This is a genomic window from Bradyrhizobium sp. Ses1 (assembly GCF_059512365.1).
The window spans coordinates 1-18,983 of the sequence record NZ_JCAMOQ010000070.1 but is presented as its reverse complement, the minus strand read 5'-3'; the positions used below and the strand labels follow the sequence as shown (position 1 = coordinate 18,983).

Annotated in this window: 19 protein-coding genes; 3 read left to right on the top strand and 16 right to left on the bottom strand. The window is 63.9% G+C overall.

Annotated elements, in window-relative coordinates; translation table 11 throughout:
- The first annotated feature begins 78 nt into the window (after window positions 1-78).
- Window positions 79-1,155, top strand: a complete 1,077-nt coding sequence (locus AC5ZG5_RS41670; RefSeq protein ID WP_456644226.1) for a DUF2336 domain-containing protein — start codon at window positions 79-81, stop codon at window positions 1,153-1,155.
- A gap of 135 nt (window positions 1,156-1,290) precedes the next feature.
- Here AC5ZG5_RS41670 and AC5ZG5_RS41665 read toward each other — a convergent pair whose 3' ends face one another.
- From AC5ZG5_RS41665 to murJ, 16 genes are all read right to left on the bottom strand, one after another.
- Window positions 1,291-2,004: a tRNA (guanine(46)-N(7))-methyltransferase TrmB gene (locus AC5ZG5_RS41665; RefSeq protein ID WP_456644227.1), complete on the bottom strand. Its 714-nt coding sequence runs from the start codon at window positions 2,002-2,004 to the stop codon at window positions 1,291-1,293.
- Entirely contained in the window at window positions 2,001-3,125 is a 1,125-nt protein-coding gene (locus tag AC5ZG5_RS41660) for a M20 family metallopeptidase (protein ID WP_456644228.1), read from the bottom strand. The genes AC5ZG5_RS41665 and AC5ZG5_RS41660 overlap by 4 nt, the downstream gene beginning before the upstream one ends.
- Before the next feature lie 221 nt (window positions 3,126-3,346).
- Complete coding sequence (locus AC5ZG5_RS41655) at window positions 3,347-3,763, bottom strand: helix-turn-helix domain-containing protein (protein WP_028168428.1); 417 nt, start codon at window positions 3,761-3,763, stop codon at window positions 3,347-3,349.
- A 257-nt stretch (window positions 3,764-4,020) separates the two neighbouring features.
- On the bottom strand, window positions 4,021-5,634 hold the full coding sequence (lnt, locus tag AC5ZG5_RS41650) for an apolipoprotein N-acyltransferase (protein WP_456644229.1): 1,614 nt from the start codon (window positions 5,632-5,634) through the stop codon (window positions 4,021-4,023).
- Window positions 5,631-6,764 carry a hemolysin family protein gene (locus AC5ZG5_RS41645; RefSeq protein ID WP_246755960.1) on the bottom strand — a complete coding sequence of 378 codons (1,134 nt, stop codon included), beginning with the start codon at window positions 6,762-6,764 and terminating at the stop codon, window positions 5,631-5,633. The genes lnt and AC5ZG5_RS41645 overlap by 4 nt, the downstream gene beginning before the upstream one ends.
- Before the next feature lies 1 nt (window position 6,765).
- Window positions 6,766-7,272, bottom strand: a complete 507-nt coding sequence (gene ybeY, locus AC5ZG5_RS41640; RefSeq protein ID WP_130227491.1) for an rRNA maturation RNase YbeY — start codon at window positions 7,270-7,272, stop codon at window positions 6,766-6,768.
- Window positions 7,273-7,358: 86 nt separating this feature from the next.
- Window positions 7,359-8,414, bottom strand: a complete 1,056-nt coding sequence (locus AC5ZG5_RS41635; RefSeq protein WP_035692414.1) for a PhoH family protein — start codon at window positions 8,412-8,414, stop codon at window positions 7,359-7,361.
- Between the two features lie 4 nt (window positions 8,415-8,418).
- On the bottom strand, window positions 8,419-9,819 hold the full coding sequence (gene miaB, locus AC5ZG5_RS41630; RefSeq protein ID WP_130227490.1) for a tRNA (N6-isopentenyl adenosine(37)-C2)-methylthiotransferase MiaB: 1,401 nt from the start codon (window positions 9,817-9,819) through the stop codon (window positions 8,419-8,421).
- 169 nt (window positions 9,820-9,988) lie between these two features.
- Window positions 9,989-10,666, bottom strand: coding sequence for an HAD family hydrolase (locus AC5ZG5_RS41625; protein WP_456644230.1), 678 nt, complete (start codon window positions 10,664-10,666; stop codon window positions 9,989-9,991).
- Window positions 10,667-10,672: 6 nt separating this feature from the next.
- Window positions 10,673-11,122 (bottom strand): Fur family transcriptional regulator, encoded by a 450-nt coding sequence (locus tag AC5ZG5_RS41620; protein ID WP_456644231.1) that lies wholly within the window; start codon window positions 11,120-11,122, stop codon window positions 10,673-10,675.
- 52 nt (window positions 11,123-11,174) lie between these two features.
- Window positions 11,175-11,660, bottom strand: a complete 486-nt coding sequence (rimI, locus tag AC5ZG5_RS41615; protein ID WP_456644232.1) for a ribosomal protein S18-alanine N-acetyltransferase — start codon at window positions 11,658-11,660, stop codon at window positions 11,175-11,177.
- Complete coding sequence (gene tsaB / locus AC5ZG5_RS41610; RefSeq protein ID WP_130227488.1) at window positions 11,657-12,355, bottom strand: tRNA (adenosine(37)-N6)-threonylcarbamoyltransferase complex dimerization subunit type 1 TsaB; 699 nt, start codon at window positions 12,353-12,355, stop codon at window positions 11,657-11,659. Before tsaB ends, rimI begins: the two co-directional genes overlap by 4 nt.
- 83 nt (window positions 12,356-12,438) lie before the next feature.
- Complete coding sequence (locus AC5ZG5_RS41605; protein WP_028168418.1) at window positions 12,439-13,008, bottom strand: NifU family protein; 570 nt, start codon at window positions 13,006-13,008, stop codon at window positions 12,439-12,441.
- A 116-nt stretch (window positions 13,009-13,124) separates the two neighbouring features.
- Window positions 13,125-13,619: a universal stress protein gene (locus AC5ZG5_RS41600; protein ID WP_028168417.1), complete on the bottom strand. Its 495-nt coding sequence runs from the start codon at window positions 13,617-13,619 to the stop codon at window positions 13,125-13,127.
- A gap of 92 nt (window positions 13,620-13,711) precedes the next feature.
- Window positions 13,712-14,764, bottom strand: coding sequence for a tryptophan--tRNA ligase (gene trpS, locus AC5ZG5_RS41595; RefSeq protein WP_028168416.1), 1,053 nt, complete (start codon window positions 14,762-14,764; stop codon window positions 13,712-13,714).
- A gap of 66 nt (window positions 14,765-14,830) precedes the next feature.
- On the bottom strand, window positions 14,831-16,372 hold the full coding sequence (gene murJ / locus AC5ZG5_RS41590; protein WP_456644233.1) for a murein biosynthesis integral membrane protein MurJ: 1,542 nt from the start codon (window positions 16,370-16,372) through the stop codon (window positions 14,831-14,833).
- Window positions 16,373-16,459: 87 nt separating this feature from the next.
- Here murJ and AC5ZG5_RS41585 point away from each other — a divergent pair, with 87 nt between their 5' ends.
- Both AC5ZG5_RS41585 and AC5ZG5_RS41580 read left to right on the top strand, forming a co-directional pair.
- Window positions 16,460-17,461, top strand: coding sequence for an adenosine kinase (locus AC5ZG5_RS41585; protein WP_456644234.1), 1,002 nt, complete (start codon window positions 16,460-16,462; stop codon window positions 17,459-17,461).
- A 307-nt stretch (window positions 17,462-17,768) separates the two neighbouring features.
- Window positions 17,769-18,764 carry an IS30 family transposase gene (locus AC5ZG5_RS41580; RefSeq protein WP_456644235.1) on the top strand — a complete coding sequence of 332 codons (996 nt, stop codon included), beginning with the start codon at window positions 17,769-17,771 and terminating at the stop codon, window positions 18,762-18,764.
- The last annotated feature ends 219 nt before the right edge of the window (window positions 18,765-18,983 follow it).

Sequence of the window (18,983 nt, the reverse complement as noted above, 5' to 3'; positions counted from 1 at the left end):
ATGTCTAACGCTTCGTTCACGAACGCCACCTAGATTGCGCCGCAAAAACCGGCACGGCGGGCCGGTTTGGGTAGGCTTATGACGACGACAGCGACTGCGCTGATCCCTGAACTCGACGAGATCGTCCGCACCGGTGACCCCGGGCGCCGTGCCGACGCCGCGCGCCGGATCGGCGAACTGTTCCTGCAGGGGGCGGCCAGTTTCAGTACCGACCATGTCGATCTGTTCGACGGCGTCCTGACCAGCCTCGTCCCCCATGCCGGGCGCGACGCGCGGGCGCAGCTCGCCGAACGCCTGTCGCTGCTGTCGAATGCGCCGCGCAGCCTGATCGGGCAGCTTGCGCGCGAGGACGAGATCGCGATCGCAGGACCGCTCTTGCGCCGGTCGCCTGTCATCGACGAGCAGGTCCTGGTCGAAATCGCGCGCGCGAAGGGGCAGGAGCATCTGCTGGCGATGGCGGAACGGCCGACGCTCTCGGCCGATCTGACCGACGTCATCGTCCGCCGCGGCGATCGCGACGTTGTCAGGCGCGCGGCCGGCAATGCCGGCGCCGAATTCTCGACGAGCGGCTATTCGACGCTGATCCGGCGCGCCAGCCAGGACAGCGTGCTGACGCTTGCCGTCGGTCAGCGCGCGGATCTGTCGCCCGAGCAGTTGAAGACGCTGGTGGCAGGCTCCGTCGAGATCGTCCGCCGCCGCCTGTTCGACGTGGTCAAGCCGGAGCGGCAGGCCGCGATCAAGCAGGCGATCAGCGAGCTCAACGGCATGAGCGAGAAGGTTGACAGCGCACGCGATTTCACGCCGGCCCAGCGCACGATCCTCGCGTTGCATCACGCCAATCAATTGAACGAAATCGCGCTGCTCGATTTCGCCAAGTCGTTCAAATACGAGGAAGCGGTGTGCGCGCTGGCCGCGATGACCGGCGTCAAGATCGCAACGCTCGATCGCCTGATCACCGGCGACCGCTATGATCCGATTCTGATCGCGGGCAAGACCATCGGTCTCGAATGGGCCACCGTGCGCGCGCTGATCCTGCTCCGGCTCGGCCCCAACCGCGTGCCGTCGCCAGCCGATATCGAGAGCGCGCGGCTGAACTTCACCCGCCTGATGCCCTCCACCGCCCAGCGCGTCGTGGACTTCTGGAAGACGCGGTAGTCCCTCTCCTTGTCATTGCGACCACGCCGTCATTCCGGGGCACGCGCAGCGTGAGCCCGGAATCCATTTCGCCGCGTGTGCAGGTGGCCCAATGGATTCTGGGTTCGCGCTGCGCGCGCCCCGGAATGACGCGCGTCAAATTCTGCGAAACCGCAGATACGTCGCCTTGCGTCCCTCGCGCTCGGCTTTGGCGCCATAGCGCGTCATCGTGTAGTCGGGCCAGGGAGCCTGCCAGTCCGAGGCGCGTTCAGCCAGCCAATTGAAATCGGGCGAGCGCATCAGGTGCCATAGCGTCCAGGCGCAGTAATCGTCGATGTCGCTGACGAAGCGGAATTCGCCGCCTGCTTTGAGGATGCGCGCCATTGCTGCAACGGTGACATCCTGGACAAAGCGGCGTTTCCAGTGCCGTCGCTTCGGCCAGGGATCAGGATGGATCAGGTCGATGCGCCGCATCGACCCTGACGGCGCCCAGGCGAGCAGCTCGGCGGCGTCGCCTGCGAACAGGCGGATGTTGCCGATATTGTGCGCCTCGATCTGGGTCAGGATCTTGGCCATCCCGTTGACATAGGGCTCGCAGCCGATGAAGCCGATATTCGGAAACGCGCGGGCCTCGGCGGCGAGATGTTCGCCGCCGCCAAATCCGATCTCGAGCCTGACGTCCTCGATGTTGTCATCGAACAGTTCGGTCAGGCTGGCCGGCGCCGGGGTTGCGATGTCGAGCGCCAGATGCGGCAGCAGATGCTCGATCAGGTCGGCCTGATGGGCGCGCAGTCTGTGGCCCTTGCGCCGTCCGAAGAACGAGCCTTGCGCATGCGCGTCGCGCTCCTGATCGCGGGAAGGCGTCATCATCGCAGCGTCTGATACAGCCGATGCAGCAACCGCGCGCGCGGCTCGATCGATGAGATATACATCTGCTCGTAATGGGTATGCGCGCCCTTGCCGTCGACGCCGAGGCCATCGAGCGTCGCCGTATGCAGCGCGGTGAAATTGCCATCGGAGCCGCCGCCGGTCGAGGTGTCGACGAGGTCGAAACCGATCTCGGCTGCGAGCGCCCTGGCGTGCTCGTAGAGCGCCGCGCCGGCGTTGGTCTTCTCATAAGGCGGCCGGTTCAATTCGCCGACCACACGCACGCTGACGCCGTCGGTCCGCGATTTCAAATTAAGTATTTTTGGTACCAGCTCTTCGGCGTCGGCAATCGTCGGCACGCGCATGTCGACCTCGGCATAGGCCTCTTCCGCGATTACGTTCGGCTTGGTGCCGCCTTTGACCACGCCGACATTGACGGTGACGCCGCGCGCCAGATCGTTCATCGCCTCCAGCGTCTGGATGATGTTGCCGAGCTCGCGGATCGCGCTGCGGCCGTCCTCGGGGCGCGTGCCGGCATGCGCGGGCACTCCCTTGACGAAGATCTCGAAGCGCGCGACGCCCTTGCGCCCGGTGACGATCTTGCCGCCGTCGCGCGCCGGCTCGGTCACCAGCACATATTTGGCTTTGCGGCCCTCGGCTTCGATCAGCGCCCGCGAGGTCGGGCTGCCGATCTCCTCATCGGAAACGTAGAGCTGGGTCACGCCGAGCGGCGCCCGCGCGCCATTGGCGCAAACTTCCCTGAAGGCGTGGTAGGCGAGATAGGCACCGCCCTTCATGTCATAGATGCCGGGACCGAAGGCGCTGTCGCCGTCGATGCAAAAAGGCAGGCGCTGGATGAATCCGAGAGGGTGCACCGTATCGAGATGGCTCAGCACCAGGATTCCCGGCGCGTCCTGGCCCCAGGCCGAGCGTGCGACGAGATGATCGCCGCATCCGTTCTGGCCGGCGATTCGCTCGAGGGTGGCCGGCAGGCTGCGATAGCCTTTGGCGACGAGATCGGCGAGCTTGTTGACCTGTTCGGGCGCCTCTGTCGGCGTTTCGATCTCCACCCAGCGGCGGATGCCGTCGAGAATCTCCGCAGGATTAAATGATGTCGTTGTCATTGGCGCGCCGGCATCTGGAGCATGATCCGGAAAAGTGGAAACCGATTTTCCCTCGGGACTAACGCGAAGCGTTTGCGTGGGAAGATCATGCTCAAACAAAGAGGTGAGATCATGATCCGATTCGGTCTAATCGGATCATGATCCAAGAACGATTGAACCGACGTCATGCGCCCGCGCCGGCGGGCGCGTCAATCGCCATGTCGCAGGAATGACGACGCCGATCAACGCTTGTCGGGGCCTTCGCGAGCGGCGATCTGCTCGACCAGCTCGACGATGCTGCGGCGGAGTTTGGCGTCGGCGATGCGCGTGAAGGCGCGCGTCAGCGCCAACCCTTCCGAGGTTGCGAGAAAGTCGGAAACGTAGCTGGGCGAAGCGCCTTCGCTGAAGCCTTCCGGGGTTGTTGAGCCGCTCGGTCCGCCGTCGAACAGGAACGAGACCGGCACCTGCAGGATCTCGGATATCTGCTGCAGCCGGCTGGCGCCGACGCGGTTGGTGCCCTTCTCATATTTCTGAATCTGCTGGAAGGTGAGGCCGAGCTTTTCTCCCAGCTTTTCCTGGCTCATGCCCAACATGATCCGCCGCATGCGGACACGGCTGCCGACATATTTGTCAACAGGATTGGGCGCTTTGGTAGACATCTTCGGACTCTCCTGGAAGGACTACGCGCCCGGCGAATGAGGCAAAACGGGTATGGAGTATGCCCCAGGCGCCGGTATCGTCAAAATCCTGCGGGAGGATCGAGGACGAATGCGGACAATTTGAGCTACTGTGCTGGCAGGATTTCAGTTTCGGCTTGCAACGATAGAATGCGAATGACGCGGTGGTTCTGTCAACTGGTGGAATCACACCAGCGGAATTTTTCATTGCGCAAGCAACCATCGAGAGCCCGCAGGCGTCAAGAATTGCGCCGGGCAACACGCCGTGCGACCACAAGCAACAATGCGACGAACAGAATGATCGCCGCGGGAATGTCATTGAAACGTGCATATAGCGTCGGCGGGATGGCAGCCGGTAATCTGGCATCGAGCACGCCTTCGATGCCAAGGCCAAGTTCTGCGACAATCCGTCCCGCCGGATCGATGACCGCGGAGATGCCGGTGTTCGCTGCGCGAACAACGGGCAGGCCCTCCTCGATCGCGCGCAGCCGCGCCTGCTGTAGATGCTGGTAGGGGCCGGTCGAGATTCCAAACCAGCCGTCATTGGTGACGTTGATGATCCAGCCCGGCCGGTCGTCGTGGATGTCAATGTCATCAGGGAAAATCGCCTCGTAGCAGATCAGCGGCAGTGCGCGCGGCGCATTTGGGATGTCAAGCGCGCGACGTCGCTGGCCGGCGATGAATCCGCCATGGACCTTGGTGAGCTGCACGAAGCCGAGCTTTTCCATCAGGTCCTGAAATGGCAGATATTCGCCGAACGGCACCAGGTGCAGCTTGTCGTAAACCGACAGCACGCTGCCGTCGTGGTCGATCACATAGATCGAATTATAGGCGCGCGTGATGCGGACGCCTGGCGGCAGATCCGGGGCGCGCACCGAGCCGGTGATCAGCACGGTGCCTTGGGGCAGGAGCTCGGCGATCTGTGCCATCGCATCGGCCTCGCGCGTCAGGAAAAACGGAAACGCCGATTCTGGCCAGATCAGGATGCTCGCATCGCGCACACCAGTGGATTGCGGGCCGGAAGCGCGATCGGACAGCGTCAGATATTTCTTCATCACCTCCGCTTTGGCGGCGTAGTTGAATTTGACGTCCTGCTGCAGGTTGGGCTGCATGATGCGCAGCTTGACGTTGGCGACCATGGTGGTCGGCAGCCGCGACAGCCGCACCGCGCCGAAAACCAGCATGGCCGCGAGAACGACCAGCGCTATGACCGGCACCCGCCACAGCTTTCGGTTGGATGATTTGCCATCGATCAAGACGGCCGGGCTTGCGAAGATTGCGAGGCTGAGGAACGTCATGCCCCAGAGCCCGATCAGCGACGCGGTCTGCGCCAGCGCCAGTGGTTCTGACAGCGCATAGCCGAAGGCGTTCCAGGGAAATCCTGATAGCACATGACCGCGCAGCCATTCGGCGATGGTCAGGCTCGCTGCCAGCGCCAGCACGCGGAAGCCGTCGGGAGTCCAGAGCAGGCGCGCCAGCGCAAAGCCGAGCGCGGGAAACAGTGCCAGATAGGCCGGCAGGCCGAGTATCGCAAACGGCAACAGCCAGGCGAAGGTCTGCGCATCGACCAGGAAGGCATAGCCGATCCAGTAAAGCCCCGGCACGAAGTAGCCGAGCCCGAACCAATAGCCGGAGATTGCCGCCGCCGGGATGCCGCGCCACTTTCCGGCGCCTGCGCCGTCAATCAGCCAGACCGCGACCGGGAAGGTCAAGAACAGGATCGGCCAGGCGTTGAACGGCGCCATCGCGAGCGAGGATAGGGCGCCGGCGAGGAGTGCGATGACGGCGCGCTTCCATCCCCAGGTCAGGATGATCGAAAGCCCGGCCGCGCGGAGTTGATCGGAAACCCTCACTGCGGAGCGGCTCCGTCGCCGGAGGGCGGAGGCGCGGTGTCGTTGGCCTGCGGGCTGGCATCGGCCTGAGGGCTGGCATCGGGCGCGGCCTCGCTGCGGCGACGGCTCTCGCGCTCCTTGCGCGGGACGTTGCGTTCCTTGCGGGTTGCGATCCGCACGCGCTTGACCCGTCGCGGATCGGCGTCGAGCACTTCGACCTCGAAATTGCCGGGCCCGGAAATCAATTCGCCGCGGACCGGCACGCGGCCGACAAACGACACCAGATAGCCGCCGAGCGTCTCGACTTCCTCGCCGGCTTCGCCCGTGACGAAGTCTTCGCCGATCACCGAGCGGACATCATCGAGGCTCGCCCGCGCGTCGGCAATGAACGAGTTATCCGGCTGGCGAACGATCGACGGCGGCTCATCGCTGTCGTGCTCGTCGTCGATCTCGCCGACGATTTCCTCAACGAGGTCCTCGATCGTCACCAATCCGTCGGTGCCGCCATATTCGTCGACCACCAGCGCCAGGTGAATACGCGTGGCCTGCATCTGCACCAAGAGGTCGATCGCGCGCATCGACGGCGGCACATAAAGAAGTTTTCGGATGATGCTGGCTTCATGAAGCGGCAGCGCGAGATCGACCGCGCGCAGGTCGAGGCCGGCGGGCAGCGGCTTCTTGCGCCGCGTCTTGCCGGCGTCGCTGACGCGCGCTCTTGCGGTCATGAACGCAAGCAGGTCTCGGATGTGCACCATGCCCTCGGGATCATCGAGGGTTTCGTTGTAGACCACGAGGCGCGAATGCGCGGCGCTTTCGAACAGGCTCATCAATTCGCCGAGCGGGATGTCGCGCTTCACGGCGACGATGTCGGCGCGATGCACCATCACGTCGGCGATACGCCGCTCATGCAGATTGAGAATGTTGCGCAGCATGGTCCGCTCGACGGCGGAAAAGTTCACGTCATCGGGCGTTGACGCATCGAGCACCACCTGCAGGTCGTCGCGAACCGATCCTGCCTTCCAGCCGAACAAGGTGCGGATCGCACGCAGCAGCCAGCCCTCCGCTGCGGGACGCTGTGCCTCCTCCGGCACCACGGCCGGCAGGTTGCGCACATCGCGCGGATTGTCGTGGGTAGGTTCGGAGTCCGCCATTTCAGTCCATCCGCTCCCGGTCCGCATACGGATCGGGAATGCCGAGCTGCGCGAGGATTTCGCGCTCGAGATTTTCCATTTGCTCGGCGTCGTCGTCGTTTTCGTGGTCGTAGCCGATCAGATGCAGGAAACCGTGCACCGCGAGGTGGCTTAAATGATGGTCGAACGGCTTCTGCTCCTCGTCCGCCTCCCTGCGCGTCGTCTCATAGGCGATCGCAATATCGCCGAGCATGCGCGGGGCATCGTCCAGCCCCTGAGCGCCCTTTGGCTGCAACGCCGGGAACGACAGCACGTTGGTCGGCTTGTCGATGCCGCGCCAATTGTTGTTCAGCGTCCGAATTCCGGAATCATCCGTCAGCATCACTGCCAGTTCGGCCTCGCCGACGTCGGCCTCGGTGATTTCGGCGGCGGCCTCGATGGCGCGATGGATCACCGCTTCAGTATCAGGCTCGGTCTGCCAGCAATCGGCTGTGACCAGAACCTCGGTAGCGGGGAAGGCGGAAGACACTGTCGTTCCAAAAAGTTGTTGTTTCTAGGCGTTGTGGTTGCGGCCGGAACCCGCTTGCGGCAGGTCCGTGAGGCCGGCTCATGACATCAAGATTTGGCGGCGACTTGCCGTTGTGGCAATCCCTCATAGGCGGCGACGATCCGTGCCACCAATTCGTGACGGATCACGTCCTCCGCGGTGAAGCGCACCTGCGCGATGCCCTCGACGCCTTCCAGCAGGCTCACTGCCTCTGCCAGCCCGGAGGCCTGGCCGTGTGGCAAGTCGACCTGCGAGGGGTCGCCGGTGACGATCATGCGGCTGTTCTCGCCGAGCCGCGTCAGGAACATCTTCATCTGCATCGAGGTGGTGTTTTGCGCTTCATCCAGGATGATGACGGCATTGGTCAGCGTGCGGCCGCGCATGAAGGCAAGCGGCGCGATCTCGATCTCGCCGCCCTGCAGTGCGCGCTCGACGACGCGCGCATCCATCAGGTCATAGAGCGCGTCATAGATCGGCCGCAGATAGGGGTCGACCTTCTCGCGAAGATCGCCAGGCAGAAAGCCGAGCCGTTCGCCGGCCTCCACCGCGGGCCGCGACAGGATGATGCGATCGACTTCCTTGCGCTCGAACAATTGCGCGGCATAGGCGACCGCAAGCCAGGTCTTGCCGGTACCGGCAGGCCCGACGCCGAACACCAGCTCGTGCCGCTTCAGCGCGCGGATGTAGGAATCCTGCGCGGCGGTGCGTGCCCGCACCGGGCGCTTGCGTAAGTTGATGGTCTCGAACGAGGGCTTTGCGGTCTTGGCGTCGAACTCGAACAGCGAGCCCTGCGCGATCACGGCGCGGATCGCGCCTTCGACGTCGCCTTGCGAAAGATCATGCCCTTGCGTTGCCTGGCCATAGAGCGTCTCCAGTACGCGTCGTGCGGCGTCGCAGCCGTCGCGGGAACCGGCGATGGTGATCTGGTTGCCGCGGGAGTCAACGACGACGCCGAGCCGGCGTTCGACCTGCGCCAGATTCTGTCCATAAGGGCCGACCAGCGCGGATGCGGCGCGGTTGTCGTCGAAGTCGATGACAACCTGGGTCTCTGGAGGGATCGGCATGTCGCGGTCAGGTTTGCGGCTGGGAGCAAGCGATGGTGAATCCGATGCGCTTTTTGGCAAGGGTTCAGGCTCCAATGGTCGTCTGCGAAAGAGCGGATGACTGAGGCCGCGCATGACGCGGGGCCAGCTCGCCGAGCAGGCTGTAGCGCTCAAGGCTGTCGATCCTGACCGGCAGGACTTTCCCGACGATGTCCGATGATGCCATCACGTGCGCGGGCTGCAGATAGGCAGTACGGCCGACGATCTGGCCGGGATTGCGCCCGGCGCGTTCGAACAGCACATCGACCGTGGTGCCGATCGCAGCCTTGTTGAAGGCCGATTGCTGGCTGTCGATCAAGTTCTGGAGGCGCTCCAATCGCTCGTCCATTTCCGCCGCTGGCACCATCTCCTGCATGTCCGCCGCCGGCGTGCCGGGCCGCGGCGAATATTTGAACGAATAAGCCGCAGCGTACCCTATTTGCATGACAAGCGCGAGGGTCGCAGAAAAATCTTCCCTACTTTCGCCGGGGAAGCCGACAATGAAATCCGAAGAAAAAGCAATGTCTTGGCGTACCGCACGAAATCGGTCGATGACGCGGCGGTAATCATCGGCGGTATGTTTGCGGTTCATGGCTGCCAAGATTCGGTCCGAACCGGACTGTACCGGCAGGTGCACGAACGGCATCAGCGCCGGCAGGTCACGATGCGCCTCGATCAGACTGTCCTCGACATCGCGCGGATGGCTGGTCGAATAGCGCAGGCGCAGCACGCCGGGGATGGCGGCAAGCCGCTCAAGCAACTTGCCGAGCGGCCAGCTTCGTCCATCCGGCCCTTCGCCGTGATAGGCGTTGACGTTCTGCCCGATCAGGGTGATCTCGCGCACGCCGTTATCGGCAAGCCGCGCCACATCCTCGATGATCCTCGTCACGGGACGCGAGACTTCTGCGCCACGCGTGTAAGGCACGACGCAGAAGGTGCAGAACTTGTCGCAGCCTTCCTGCACGGTGACGAAAGCTGAAATGCCGCGCGAGCGGATCGCGTCGGGCTTCGGCGGGGCCAAGAATCCGAACTTGTCCTCGACCGGGAATTCGGTCTCCAGCGCGCGGCCTTCCGCTTTCGCCTGCTTCAGCAGTTGCGGCAGATGGTGGTAGCTCTGGGGACCGACCACGACGTCGACGGTCGGCGCGCGGCGAATGATCTCCTCGCCTTCGGCTTGCGCAACGCAGCCTGCGACCGCAATTTTCACGTCGCGCCCCTGGCGCGCGGCGTCGTCCTTCATCACGCGCAGCCGCCCGAGCTCGGAATAGACCTTTTCCGAGGCCTTCTCGCGGATATGGCAGGTGTTGAGGATCACCAGATCCGCTTCGTCGGCGTTTGCCGTCTCGACAAAACCCTCGCCGGCCAGCGTATCCACCATGCGCTGCGCATCGTAGACATTCATCTGGCAGCCATAGGATTTGATGTGCAGCTTGCGCGGCGGCGTCATGGAACCTGCTTGGGGTGGAAAGGAGCGCATCGGGGCGCAGGGCTCAAATATAGCCTAAAGCCGTCAAAATCCAGCTTTTGGGCCCGCCATTCCGGGGCAATGCGCCAGCATCGAACCCGGAATCTCGAGATTCCGGGTCTGGTCCTTCGGACAATCCCGGAATGATGGCTCAGGTTGCGGCGACGATTGCACCGTTTTCGATCAGCCCGGGCAGTTCCCGCATGTCCGCAAAGGTCATTGTGGCACCGGCGGCGCGCAGCGTCTCGGCATGGCCGGGCCTGCAATGGCTGCCGCCGCAGAAGCCGAGCACCGCCATCCCGGCGGCGCGGGCGGCTGTGATGCCGGGGAGGCTGTCCTCGACCACGAGACAGCGTTCGGGCGCCACCTTCATCTGCCCGGCCGCGAACAGGAAGAGATCGGGCGCCGGCTTGCCGTTCTTGACCTGCAGGGCTGAAAAGATGTTCGGTGCAAATCGTTCGTAGAGGGCGGTGCGACCAAGGCTGACGCGCATGCGTTGTGGTGAGCCGCTGGACGCCACGCAAACGGGCTGCGCGATCCGGTCGAGCGCGGCGTGAATGTGCGGCACCGCCTGCAGATCGGCCTCAAAGGAACGGAACAGCTCGTCCTGCAAGTGCGTGTGATAATCATCTGGAAGGCTGCGGCCGAGTTCGGCCTCGATTTCGAGATTGGCCTGTCGTGTCGAGCGACCGAGGAAACGATCGAACACCTGTTCCGACGTGATCGGATAGCCGTGACGCGTCAGGACCTCGGCATGCGCGCGACACGAAATGACTTCGCTGTCAACCAGGACGCCGTCGCAATCGAAGATGATGAGATCAGGATTCAATTCAGACTACGATTTATCTTCGTCCAGCGGGATGCAATACAGTTCGAGTCGGTGGTCGACCAGCTTGTAGCCGAGCTTGCGGGCGATCTCCGCCTGCAGTTTCTCGATCTCTTCGGACGTGAATTCGATCACCTTGCCGTCGCGCAAATTGATCAGGTGGTCGTGATGGCTGTCGGGCATCTGCTCATAGCGCGCGCGGCCCTCGCGAAAGTCGTGGCGCTCGATGATGCCAGCGTCCTCGAACAGCTTTACGGTGCGGTAGACGGTCGAGATCGAGATCTTGTCGTCGATCGCAACGCAGCGCCGGTAAAGTTCCTCGACGTCAGGATGATCCACGGATTCGGCCAGCACGCGCGCGATGACGCGGCGCTGCTCGGTCATGCGCATGCCGGTCGCGGCGCAGCGCGCCTCGATGCCGGTGTTCTTCATCGCAGACGAGGTTTTCAGCGGAGCCATGTTTCTTCAGCCTGGAGGGGCAGGGCAGGACTGTTCTGCCACTGCCCGCATGTTACGACAAGTCACGGCGCATCAGAAGCGCATTCAAATGTTCCCCACCGGGCTGCTTGTAATAGCGTTCACGGCGACCGACGACGGCGAACCCGGCCCGTTCATAGAGCCGTCGCGCCGGCTGGTTATTTTCCTCCACCTCGAGGAAAACAGTGCGCACGCCACGGCCAGCAAGATGGCCCAGATGCGTCAGCAACAAATTGCGCGACAGGCCGCGGCCGCGCTGGCTGGAATCGATCGCGATCGACAGGATTTCAGCTTCGTCCGCTCCGATCCGCGATACTGCAAAGCCGATGATCTTGCGCCCGAGCCGCAGCCGATGCACCAGCGTGTTGCGCTCGGCGAGCATTGCCTCGAATTCGCCTTCGCCCCAGCCGCGATGAAACGAGGCGCCATGTAGCTGCGCCAAACGCGGTGCATCGCGCACAGTCGCGGCTTCGACCGCCGGCGTGCCGCGGCTGAGCCATTCGGAAAGCCAGGCCATCATGACGCGGTCGATTGCGCGATGTCGAGCAGCGGATTGGCCGGCGGCTTTGCGTCCGGCGCGCGCAGATAGAACGGCCGCGCCGGCGCCGCTTCGGGGCTGACGGCCGCGCCGACCCAGGCGACCCAGGTGATGTCGGGCGCGGCCTGGGTATCGATCTTGAACGGCGGCGCCGTCTCCGCCGGCCAGCGGTCGGCGAGGATTTTTGCGGCATTGCCGACCAGATGCGGTGTGCCAAGCTGCGCGGCCTTGATCGCCTGCTCGACCGGCGCCACCTTCGGCTTGACCAGCGGGCTGCCGTCGCCGCTCACCACCTGGAAATAGACATGGTCATGCCGCGCATCGATCGCGGAGATGATCGGATGCTCGCCGTTCTCGGCGACGACAGGCGCGGCATAAGCGGTCAGCGTGGTGACGCCGACGACGGGTTTGCTGGCGGCCAACGCGATGCCGCGCGCCGCCGACAGGCCGACGCGCAGTCCGGTGAAGCTGCCGGGACCGGTGGTGACGGCAATGCGATCAAGCGCGACGAAGGCGATGCCGCTCTGCTTCATCACCCGCGCGATCAGTGGCATCAGCGCTTCGGCATGCCCGCGCTTCATCGGTTGCGATTCCAGCGCGAGCGGCTTGCTCGCGGTGGTGTCGAGCACGGCGGCAGAGCAGGCGTCGAGCGCCGTATCGATGGCGAGAATGATCATGGAGCGAATGGCAATTGGCGAATGGCGAATGGATGGTCAGGCGCGATCCCTATTCGCCATTCGCCACTCACTATTCGCTCTCCTTACATCGGGCGGACTTCGACCACATCGGGGACGAAGTGCCGCAGCAGATTCTGGATGCCGTGCTGCAGCGTCGCGGTCGAGGACGGGCAGCCGGAGCAGGCGCCCTTCATGTTGAGATAGACGACGCCATCCTTGAAGCCGCGGAAGGTGATGTCGCCGCCGTCATTGGCGACCGCAGGCCGCACCCGCGTCTCGATCAAGTCCTTGATCTGCGCGACGGTGTCGGCATCTTCGTCATTGAAGAACTCGTCTTCCTCATCGAGCGAATCGTCGCCATCGACACTGCCGTCGGCGAGCAGCGGCGCGCCGGACATGTAGTGCTCCATGATCGCGCCGAGGATTGCGGGCTTCAGATGCTGCCAGTCGCCGTCGGCCTTGGTCACGGTGACGAAGTCGGAGCCATAGAACACGCCGGTGACGCCGGGCACGGCGAACAGCCGTTCGGCGAGCGGGGAGCGGACGGCGGCTTCAGGTGTCGCAAATTCCATGGTGCCGCTCGCGAGCACGGTGCGGCCCGGAATGAACTTCAGGGTGGCGGGATTGGGAGTAGCTTCGGTCTGGATGAACATTTGTTTTCTCCGGCGTCGCCGGTTCAAGGCCGGCGCGTGGGGTTCCCTTAGCAGATGGCGACGGCGAACGCACGGATCAAGGCGGGAACCGTCGGTTCCGACGATTGATCAAGGGGTTACGATAGCGAATCGATCTCTTCGTCGGTCAGTCCGCCGGGCACGATGGTGACGGGAATCGGGAACTCGCCCATGATCTTGGCCATGGTGGTGATGATCGGACCCGGGCCTTCCGGCCCCGGATTGGCCGCCAGCACCAGGATCGAGATGTCCTCGTCCTTGTCGATGACGTCGAGGACCTGCTCGGTTGGATCGCCCTCGCGAATCACCCGCTCGGGCGTGATCGCGGCAATCCCGTTGGCGCGCCCGGCGGCGCGGTCGAGCGCCTCGTTTGCCGCTTCCTCGGCCTCGGCACGCATGATGTCGGCCACCCCGAGCCATTGCTGGTTCTGGTCCTCGGTCTCGATGACGCGCAGCATCACGACGCCGCCGCCGACCCGGATCGCCCAGCGGCTGGCGTAGTAGACGGCGCGGTCCCATTCGGCGCTGTCGTCAACGATGACAAGGCATTTCGGCTTGTGACCAGATTCGTAGCTTCGTCGCTGGGTGGTCATGCATGTCCCGGTGCATTATTGCCAAGCAGACTTATGCTGCCACACCCCCTCGGCTTTTGGGAGAGGGTGCGAGAGCAATCGATGTTGATCGCCTATCGCTGCCGGATGAAGCCGACGACGTCCTTCGCGGCGCGCATGGTTTCATCGGCGATCACGCGGGCGCGGTTGGCGCCGTCGACCAGGATCTGATCGACATGGCCGGGGTCGGCGACCAGCCGCTTCATTTCGGCCGCGATTGGCGACAGTTTCGCAACGCAAACGTCCACCAGCGCGTTCTTGAAGCTGGAGAACTGGCCGCCGCCGAAATCCTTCAGCACGGCCTGCTTGCTGATGCCGGCGAGCGCTGCGTAGATGCCGACGAGATTGTCGGCTTCGGGCCGGGCCTCCAGCCCCTTTTCCTCTGATGGCAACGGCTCCGGATCGGTCTTCGCCTTGCGGATCTTCTGCGCGATGGTGTCGGCATCGTCGGTGAGGTTGATGCGCGAATTATCAGAGGGTTCCGACTTCGACATCTTCTTGGTGCCGTCGCGCAGGCTCATCACCCGCGTCGCCGGTCCCGTGATCAGCGGCTCGGGCAGCGGGAAGAACAGGCCGTCGGCAAGGCCGTGGCCGCGGATCGAGTCGCCGAAGTCGTTGTTGAACTTCTGTGCGATGTCGCGTGACAGCTCGAGATGCTGCTTCTGGTCCTCACCCACAGGCACGTGGGTCGCGCGATAGAGCAGGATGTCGGCCGCCATCAGCACCGGATAGTCGTAGAGACCGACGGAAGCGTTCTCGCGATCCTTGCCGGCCTTCTCCTTGAACTGGGTCATCCGGTTCAGCCAGCCGATGCGGGCGACGCAGTTGAAGATCCAGGCAAGTTCGGCATGGCCCGCGATCTGGCTCTGGTTGAAGACGATGTGCTTCTTCGGGTCGATGCCGCTCGCAATGAACGCCGCCGTCACCTCGCGGGTGTTGCGCGTCAGCTCCGCCGGGCCGCCCCAGACATCAACGCCCTGCGTGATCGCGTGCATGTCGACGACGCAGTAGATGCAATTGTGCGTCTCCTGCAGCTTGACGAAGTTGACGATGGCGCCGAGGTAATTGCCGAGGTGCAGATTGCCCGTCGGCTGGACGCCTGAAAAAACCCGTTCCACGAACGCCATGGTGTCAATTCCCGGAAAATGCCGCTTCGGCGGGGTCGTTTGCCATTTTGGAGCTATCGGCGCAAGTCAGGCGGGACGGTTTTGCCTGATCGCGGCGACTGCCTCGCGCCAGCCGATCACGCCGAACAGCTTCAGGAACAGGCCATAGCTCGCCATGGCGGCCAAAATCACCACGAACAGCAGCACGGCCTGCACGGGCCCGCGCGATCCCGCGGCCAGCGGCGCGAACTCCTGCAGAAGCCACAGCAGCGCGCCCATGGCGAGCGCCGCCACGCAGATGCGCGGGAGCCGATCGCGGGCCTCCGTATCGATCGCGAAGCCGAATGTCGCGCCGCCCTTCCGGATCAAATAGAGCGCGTTGCTCCAGGCTCCCAGCGTGATGCCGGCAGCAATGCCGCGCGTGCCGAAAGAGTGGCGGAGCAGGAACGCGGCGACGATCGCCACTACAATGGCGGTCAGCGCGCCCAGGAGTGGCGTGCGGGTATCCTCGCGGGCGAAGAAGGCCGGCGACAGCGCTTTCACCAGCACATGCGCGGGCAGGCCGAGCGCAAGCCAGGTCAGCGCATGCGCAGTGGCCGTGGCGTCATGCGCGGCAAACGCGCCGTGCTCGAACAGGATCCGCACCACCGGGTCGCTCAATACGATGAGGCCAAGCGTCGCCGGCAAAGCGAGTCCGACCGCCAATTCCAGGCCGCGCGATTCCACGCGCGCGATGGCGTTTCGGTCACCGCTGTGCAGCGCGCGCGTCATTTCCGGGATCAGCACCGTGCCCATGGCGACGCCGACGATCCCGAGCGGCAGTTCGATCAGGCGGTTGGCAAAATAAAGCCAGGAGACGGCCGACGGCGATTTGGAGGCGATCACGGCGCCCGCCACCATCAGCCATTGCGGCGCGCTGCTTGCGATCATCCCGGGGACGGCCTTGCCGAGGAAGCCGCGCATGTCCTTGTCGAAGGAGATGCGGAGCGGCGTTGCCGCGCGGCCGCCGCGCAGCACGAGGATCGACAATTGCAGAAGTCCCGCAAGGCCGACGGTCGCCGCGACGACCACCGCGGCATGCGCGGCGTCCCCCCGCCATGTCAGCAGCACGGCCATGACCGCGATCAGCGCGATGTTGAACAGCAGCGGCGAGAATGCGGTGAGCGCAAAGCGCGCTTGCGCGTTCATGAGCCCCATCATGACCGTGACGGGTCCGGCGAAGGCGAGATAAGGCAGCATCAGCCGCGCATTGTTGACGGCAAGGTCCAGCGTTTCGCGGCCGACAAATCCCGGCGCCAGCGCCGCGATCACCAGCGGCATCAGCAAGCCGATCAGGACCGACGCCACGATCAGCGCGGCGCTGATGGTCCCGAGCACGCGACCGGCGAAGGCCGCGGCGGCCGCTGCGCCTTCGGTCTCGCGCAGGCGGAGCCACGCCGGTATCAGCGCGGCGTTCAGCGCGCCCTCGGTCAGGAGCCGCCTGACCACATTGACCATTTGAAAGGCAACCAGGAACGCATCGGCAACCGCGCCGGCGCCCAGCAGCGCCGCGATGATGGAATCGCGGGCAAAGCCGAGCAGCCGTGAGGCCAGCGTTCCCGAGGAGACGGTGAGGAAAGAGCGGATCATATGACTTCTATATAACAGCCACCTGGCTTGCTGGCGCCATGTTGATCTGGTACGGCGCAGCCTTCTCAATCGCTCGAAGGATGGATAATGGCCGACGCAAAATATGACGTTCTCGGGATCGGCAACGCAATTTTCGACGTCCTGGTGAGGACCGACGAGGCGTTCCTCAGTCGTCACGGCATGGCCAAGGGCAGCATGGCGCTGATCGACGAGGCCCGCGCCGGCGCGATCTACCAGGACATGGGCCCAGCGACCGAGATGTCCGGGGGCTCGGCGGCCAATACCATTGTCGGCGTCGCCAATTTCGGCGCCCGTGCGGCCTATGTCGGCAAGATCAAGGACGATCAGATCGGCCGGCTCTATGCCCATGACATCCGCGCCGCGGGCGTCGCATTCGAGACCAGGCCCGCCACCGATGGCCCCGCCACCGGCTGCTCCTATATCCTGGTGACGCCGGATGGCGAGCGCACCATGAACACCTATCTCGGCGCCGCGCAAGATCTGACACCGGCCGATATCGATGAAGCGCAGATCGCGGCGTCCCGCATCGTCTATCTCGAAGGCTATCTCTGGGATCCCGCGAGCGCCAAGCAAGCCTTCGTCAAGGCGGCAACGATCGCGCATGCCGCAGGCCGCCAGGTCGCGCTAACCTTGTCGGATTCCTTTTGCGTCGATCGCTATCGCGACGAATTCCTCGAATTGATGCGCAAAGGCACGGTCGATCTGGTGTTCGCCAATGAGGCCGAGCTGCGCTCGTTGTACCAGACCGCCGATTTCGACAGCGCGCTGAAGCAGTTCCGCGTCGATGCGAAACTCGGCGTCGTCACCCGCAGCGAGAAAGGCTGCGTGGTGGCAGCGAAGGACGGCGTTACCGCCGTGCCGGCATTCCCGATCGAGCGGCTGGAGGATACGACCGGCGCGGGCGATCTCTTCGCCGCCGGCTTCATGTTCGGCCTCGTCCGCGATGCCGGCTATGAGAATGCCGGTCGGCTCGGCGCGCTCGCAGCCGCAGAGGTGATCCAGCACATCGGCGCGCGCCCGCAGACGTCGTTGAAGGAGTTGGCGCAGCAGAACAGATTGCCGGTTTAGCTCCCTATTGCTCGTCACGATTCTTTCCGTCGTCGTTGCGAGCGCAGCGAAGCAATCCACGTCTCCACAAGCGGCGCTATGGATTGCTTCGCTATGCTCGCAATGACGCGGGAGGCTTCCTGATTTGTCAAACAGCTCTCCGCTGTCGTCGTCCGCCACCGGGTCGGCCGAATGGCCGCCCGATGACAGGCTCTGGCGGATGATCCAGTATTCCAGAGGCGGTCGTGCTTGAGCCGAGAGGCCGCCGGATACTGGATGCCCCTTAGGTTCACGACACAAGTGCAACACCTGCTAGGGTGTTGCGGCGATGGGACAGTGTTACGGCCAGCTCAGCCTCGATGAGCGCATTGAGATTTACCGCCTGCATGCAGGCGGTAAATCTCAAAACCAAATTGCGTCCGCACTTGGCCGGGCGCCATCGACGATCAGTCGCGAACTTCGACGGAACTCCCGGCCCACCAAGGTTTGGGCGGGCGGCTACGAGCCTGTCCGGGCGCAGCAACTGGCCGAGCGCCGGCGGCGGTGGGATTGCCGCTTCAAGCTGGCGCGCCAGCCGCACCTGCGGGACCGCGTGGGCAAAGGCCTTGCGATGGGACATTCCCCCGAGCAGATCGCTGGCCGACTGGCGCTGGAACATGGTCGCGTGATCATCAGCCATGAGTCAATCTATCGCTTCATCTATCATCGAACAGCCCAGAAGGATTACTGGTATCGTCTGCTGCCGCGTCACAAAAAAATACGCGGGCGACGCGGACGCAGCCGCGCCAGCGTCATCAAGCACCGACGCTCGATCGCCGAACGACCCGTTGAGATCGAGGGCCGCGGAACGCCGGGCCATTGGGAGGCGGACTTCATGCTGTTCGCCAAATGCGGTCAAGGCTTGCTGGTTCTCCACGAACGACAAACCCGTTTCAACATCGTTCACCGCCCGCCCGATCGAAAGGCTGTTCTCACCGCTCAAACCATCACGCGTCAGCTCGGCAAGGTTCCGGCGGCGATGCGCCAAACCATCAGCTTCGACAACGGGAACGAGTTCGCCGAGCATCACAGGCTTCACCAAACCCTCGGCCTCCAAACCTTCTTCTGCGATCCCCACAGCCCCTGGCAAAAAGGCGGCGTCGAAAACTTCATCGGCCGGCTACGACGCGTCCTGCCGCGCAAAACCGACCTCAACCTCATCACCCCAGCTGACCTCAAGCGGCACATTCGCCGCCTCAACAACACCCCACGCAAATGTCTGGACTTCAAAACCCCCGCTGAGGCATTCTCCGAACTCAAATCAATCGTTGCACTTCAACCGTGAATCCATCCCCTGCCTTCGCGGGGCATGACGGTGGAGTGTGAGGAAAGAACGTGCTTCCGCATTCTCGCGGCATGATGTGCCCGAGGTTTGCATCTCGTTCCACCCTCTCATCGAACAGAGGGCGCAGGGAAAGCCGGGTGCAGGTTGCACCCGTGGGTCCCGTGCAACAAAAAGCACGGGGGTAGGACCACAGGTTCAACCGAAGCATTCCGGCTTTCC

Bases quoted from the DNA above. Each gene is read 5' to 3' on its own strand.
- miaB (WP_130227490.1), bottom strand. From the start codon at position 9,819: ATGACGCCGCCGCGCAAGCTGCACATCAAATCCTATGGCTGCCAGATG.
- AC5ZG5_RS41585 (WP_456644234.1), top strand. From the start codon at position 16,460: ATGGCCGACGCAAAATATGACGTTCTCGGGATCGGCAACGCAATTTTC.
- AC5ZG5_RS41665 (WP_456644227.1), bottom strand. From the start codon at position 2,004: ATGATGACGCCTTCCCGCGATCAGGAGCGCGACGCGCATGCGCAAGGC.
- AC5ZG5_RS41580 (WP_456644235.1), top strand. From the start codon at position 17,769: ATGGGACAGTGTTACGGCCAGCTCAGCCTCGATGAGCGCATTGAGATT.
- AC5ZG5_RS41620 (WP_456644231.1), bottom strand. From the start codon at position 11,122: ATGGCTCCGCTGAAAACCTCGTCTGCGATGAAGAACACCGGCATCGAG.
- rimI (WP_456644232.1), bottom strand. From the start codon at position 11,660: ATGATGGCCTGGCTTTCCGAATGGCTCAGCCGCGGCACGCCGGCGGTC.
- AC5ZG5_RS41655 (WP_028168428.1), bottom strand. From the start codon at position 3,763: ATGTCTACCAAAGCGCCCAATCCTGTTGACAAATATGTCGGCAGCCGT.
- AC5ZG5_RS41660 (WP_456644228.1), bottom strand. From the start codon at position 3,125: ATGACAACGACATCATTTAATCCTGCGGAGATTCTCGACGGCATCCGC.
- murJ (WP_456644233.1), bottom strand. From the start codon at position 16,372: ATGATCCGCTCTTTCCTCACCGTCTCCTCGGGAACGCTGGCCTCACGG.
- tsaB (WP_130227488.1), bottom strand. From the start codon at position 12,355: ATGATCATTCTCGCCATCGATACGGCGCTCGACGCCTGCTCTGCCGCC.
- AC5ZG5_RS41600 (WP_028168417.1), bottom strand. From the start codon at position 13,619: ATGACCACCCAGCGACGAAGCTACGAATCTGGTCACAAGCCGAAATGC.
- AC5ZG5_RS41670 (WP_456644226.1), top strand. From the start codon at position 79: ATGACGACGACAGCGACTGCGCTGATCCCTGAACTCGACGAGATCGTC.
- AC5ZG5_RS41605 (WP_028168418.1), bottom strand. From the start codon at position 13,008: ATGTTCATCCAGACCGAAGCTACTCCCAATCCCGCCACCCTGAAGTTC.
- trpS (WP_028168416.1), bottom strand. From the start codon at position 14,764: ATGGCGTTCGTGGAACGGGTTTTTTCAGGCGTCCAGCCGACGGGCAAT.
- AC5ZG5_RS41645 (WP_246755960.1), bottom strand. From the start codon at position 6,764: ATGGCGGACTCCGAACCTACCCACGACAATCCGCGCGATGTGCGCAAC.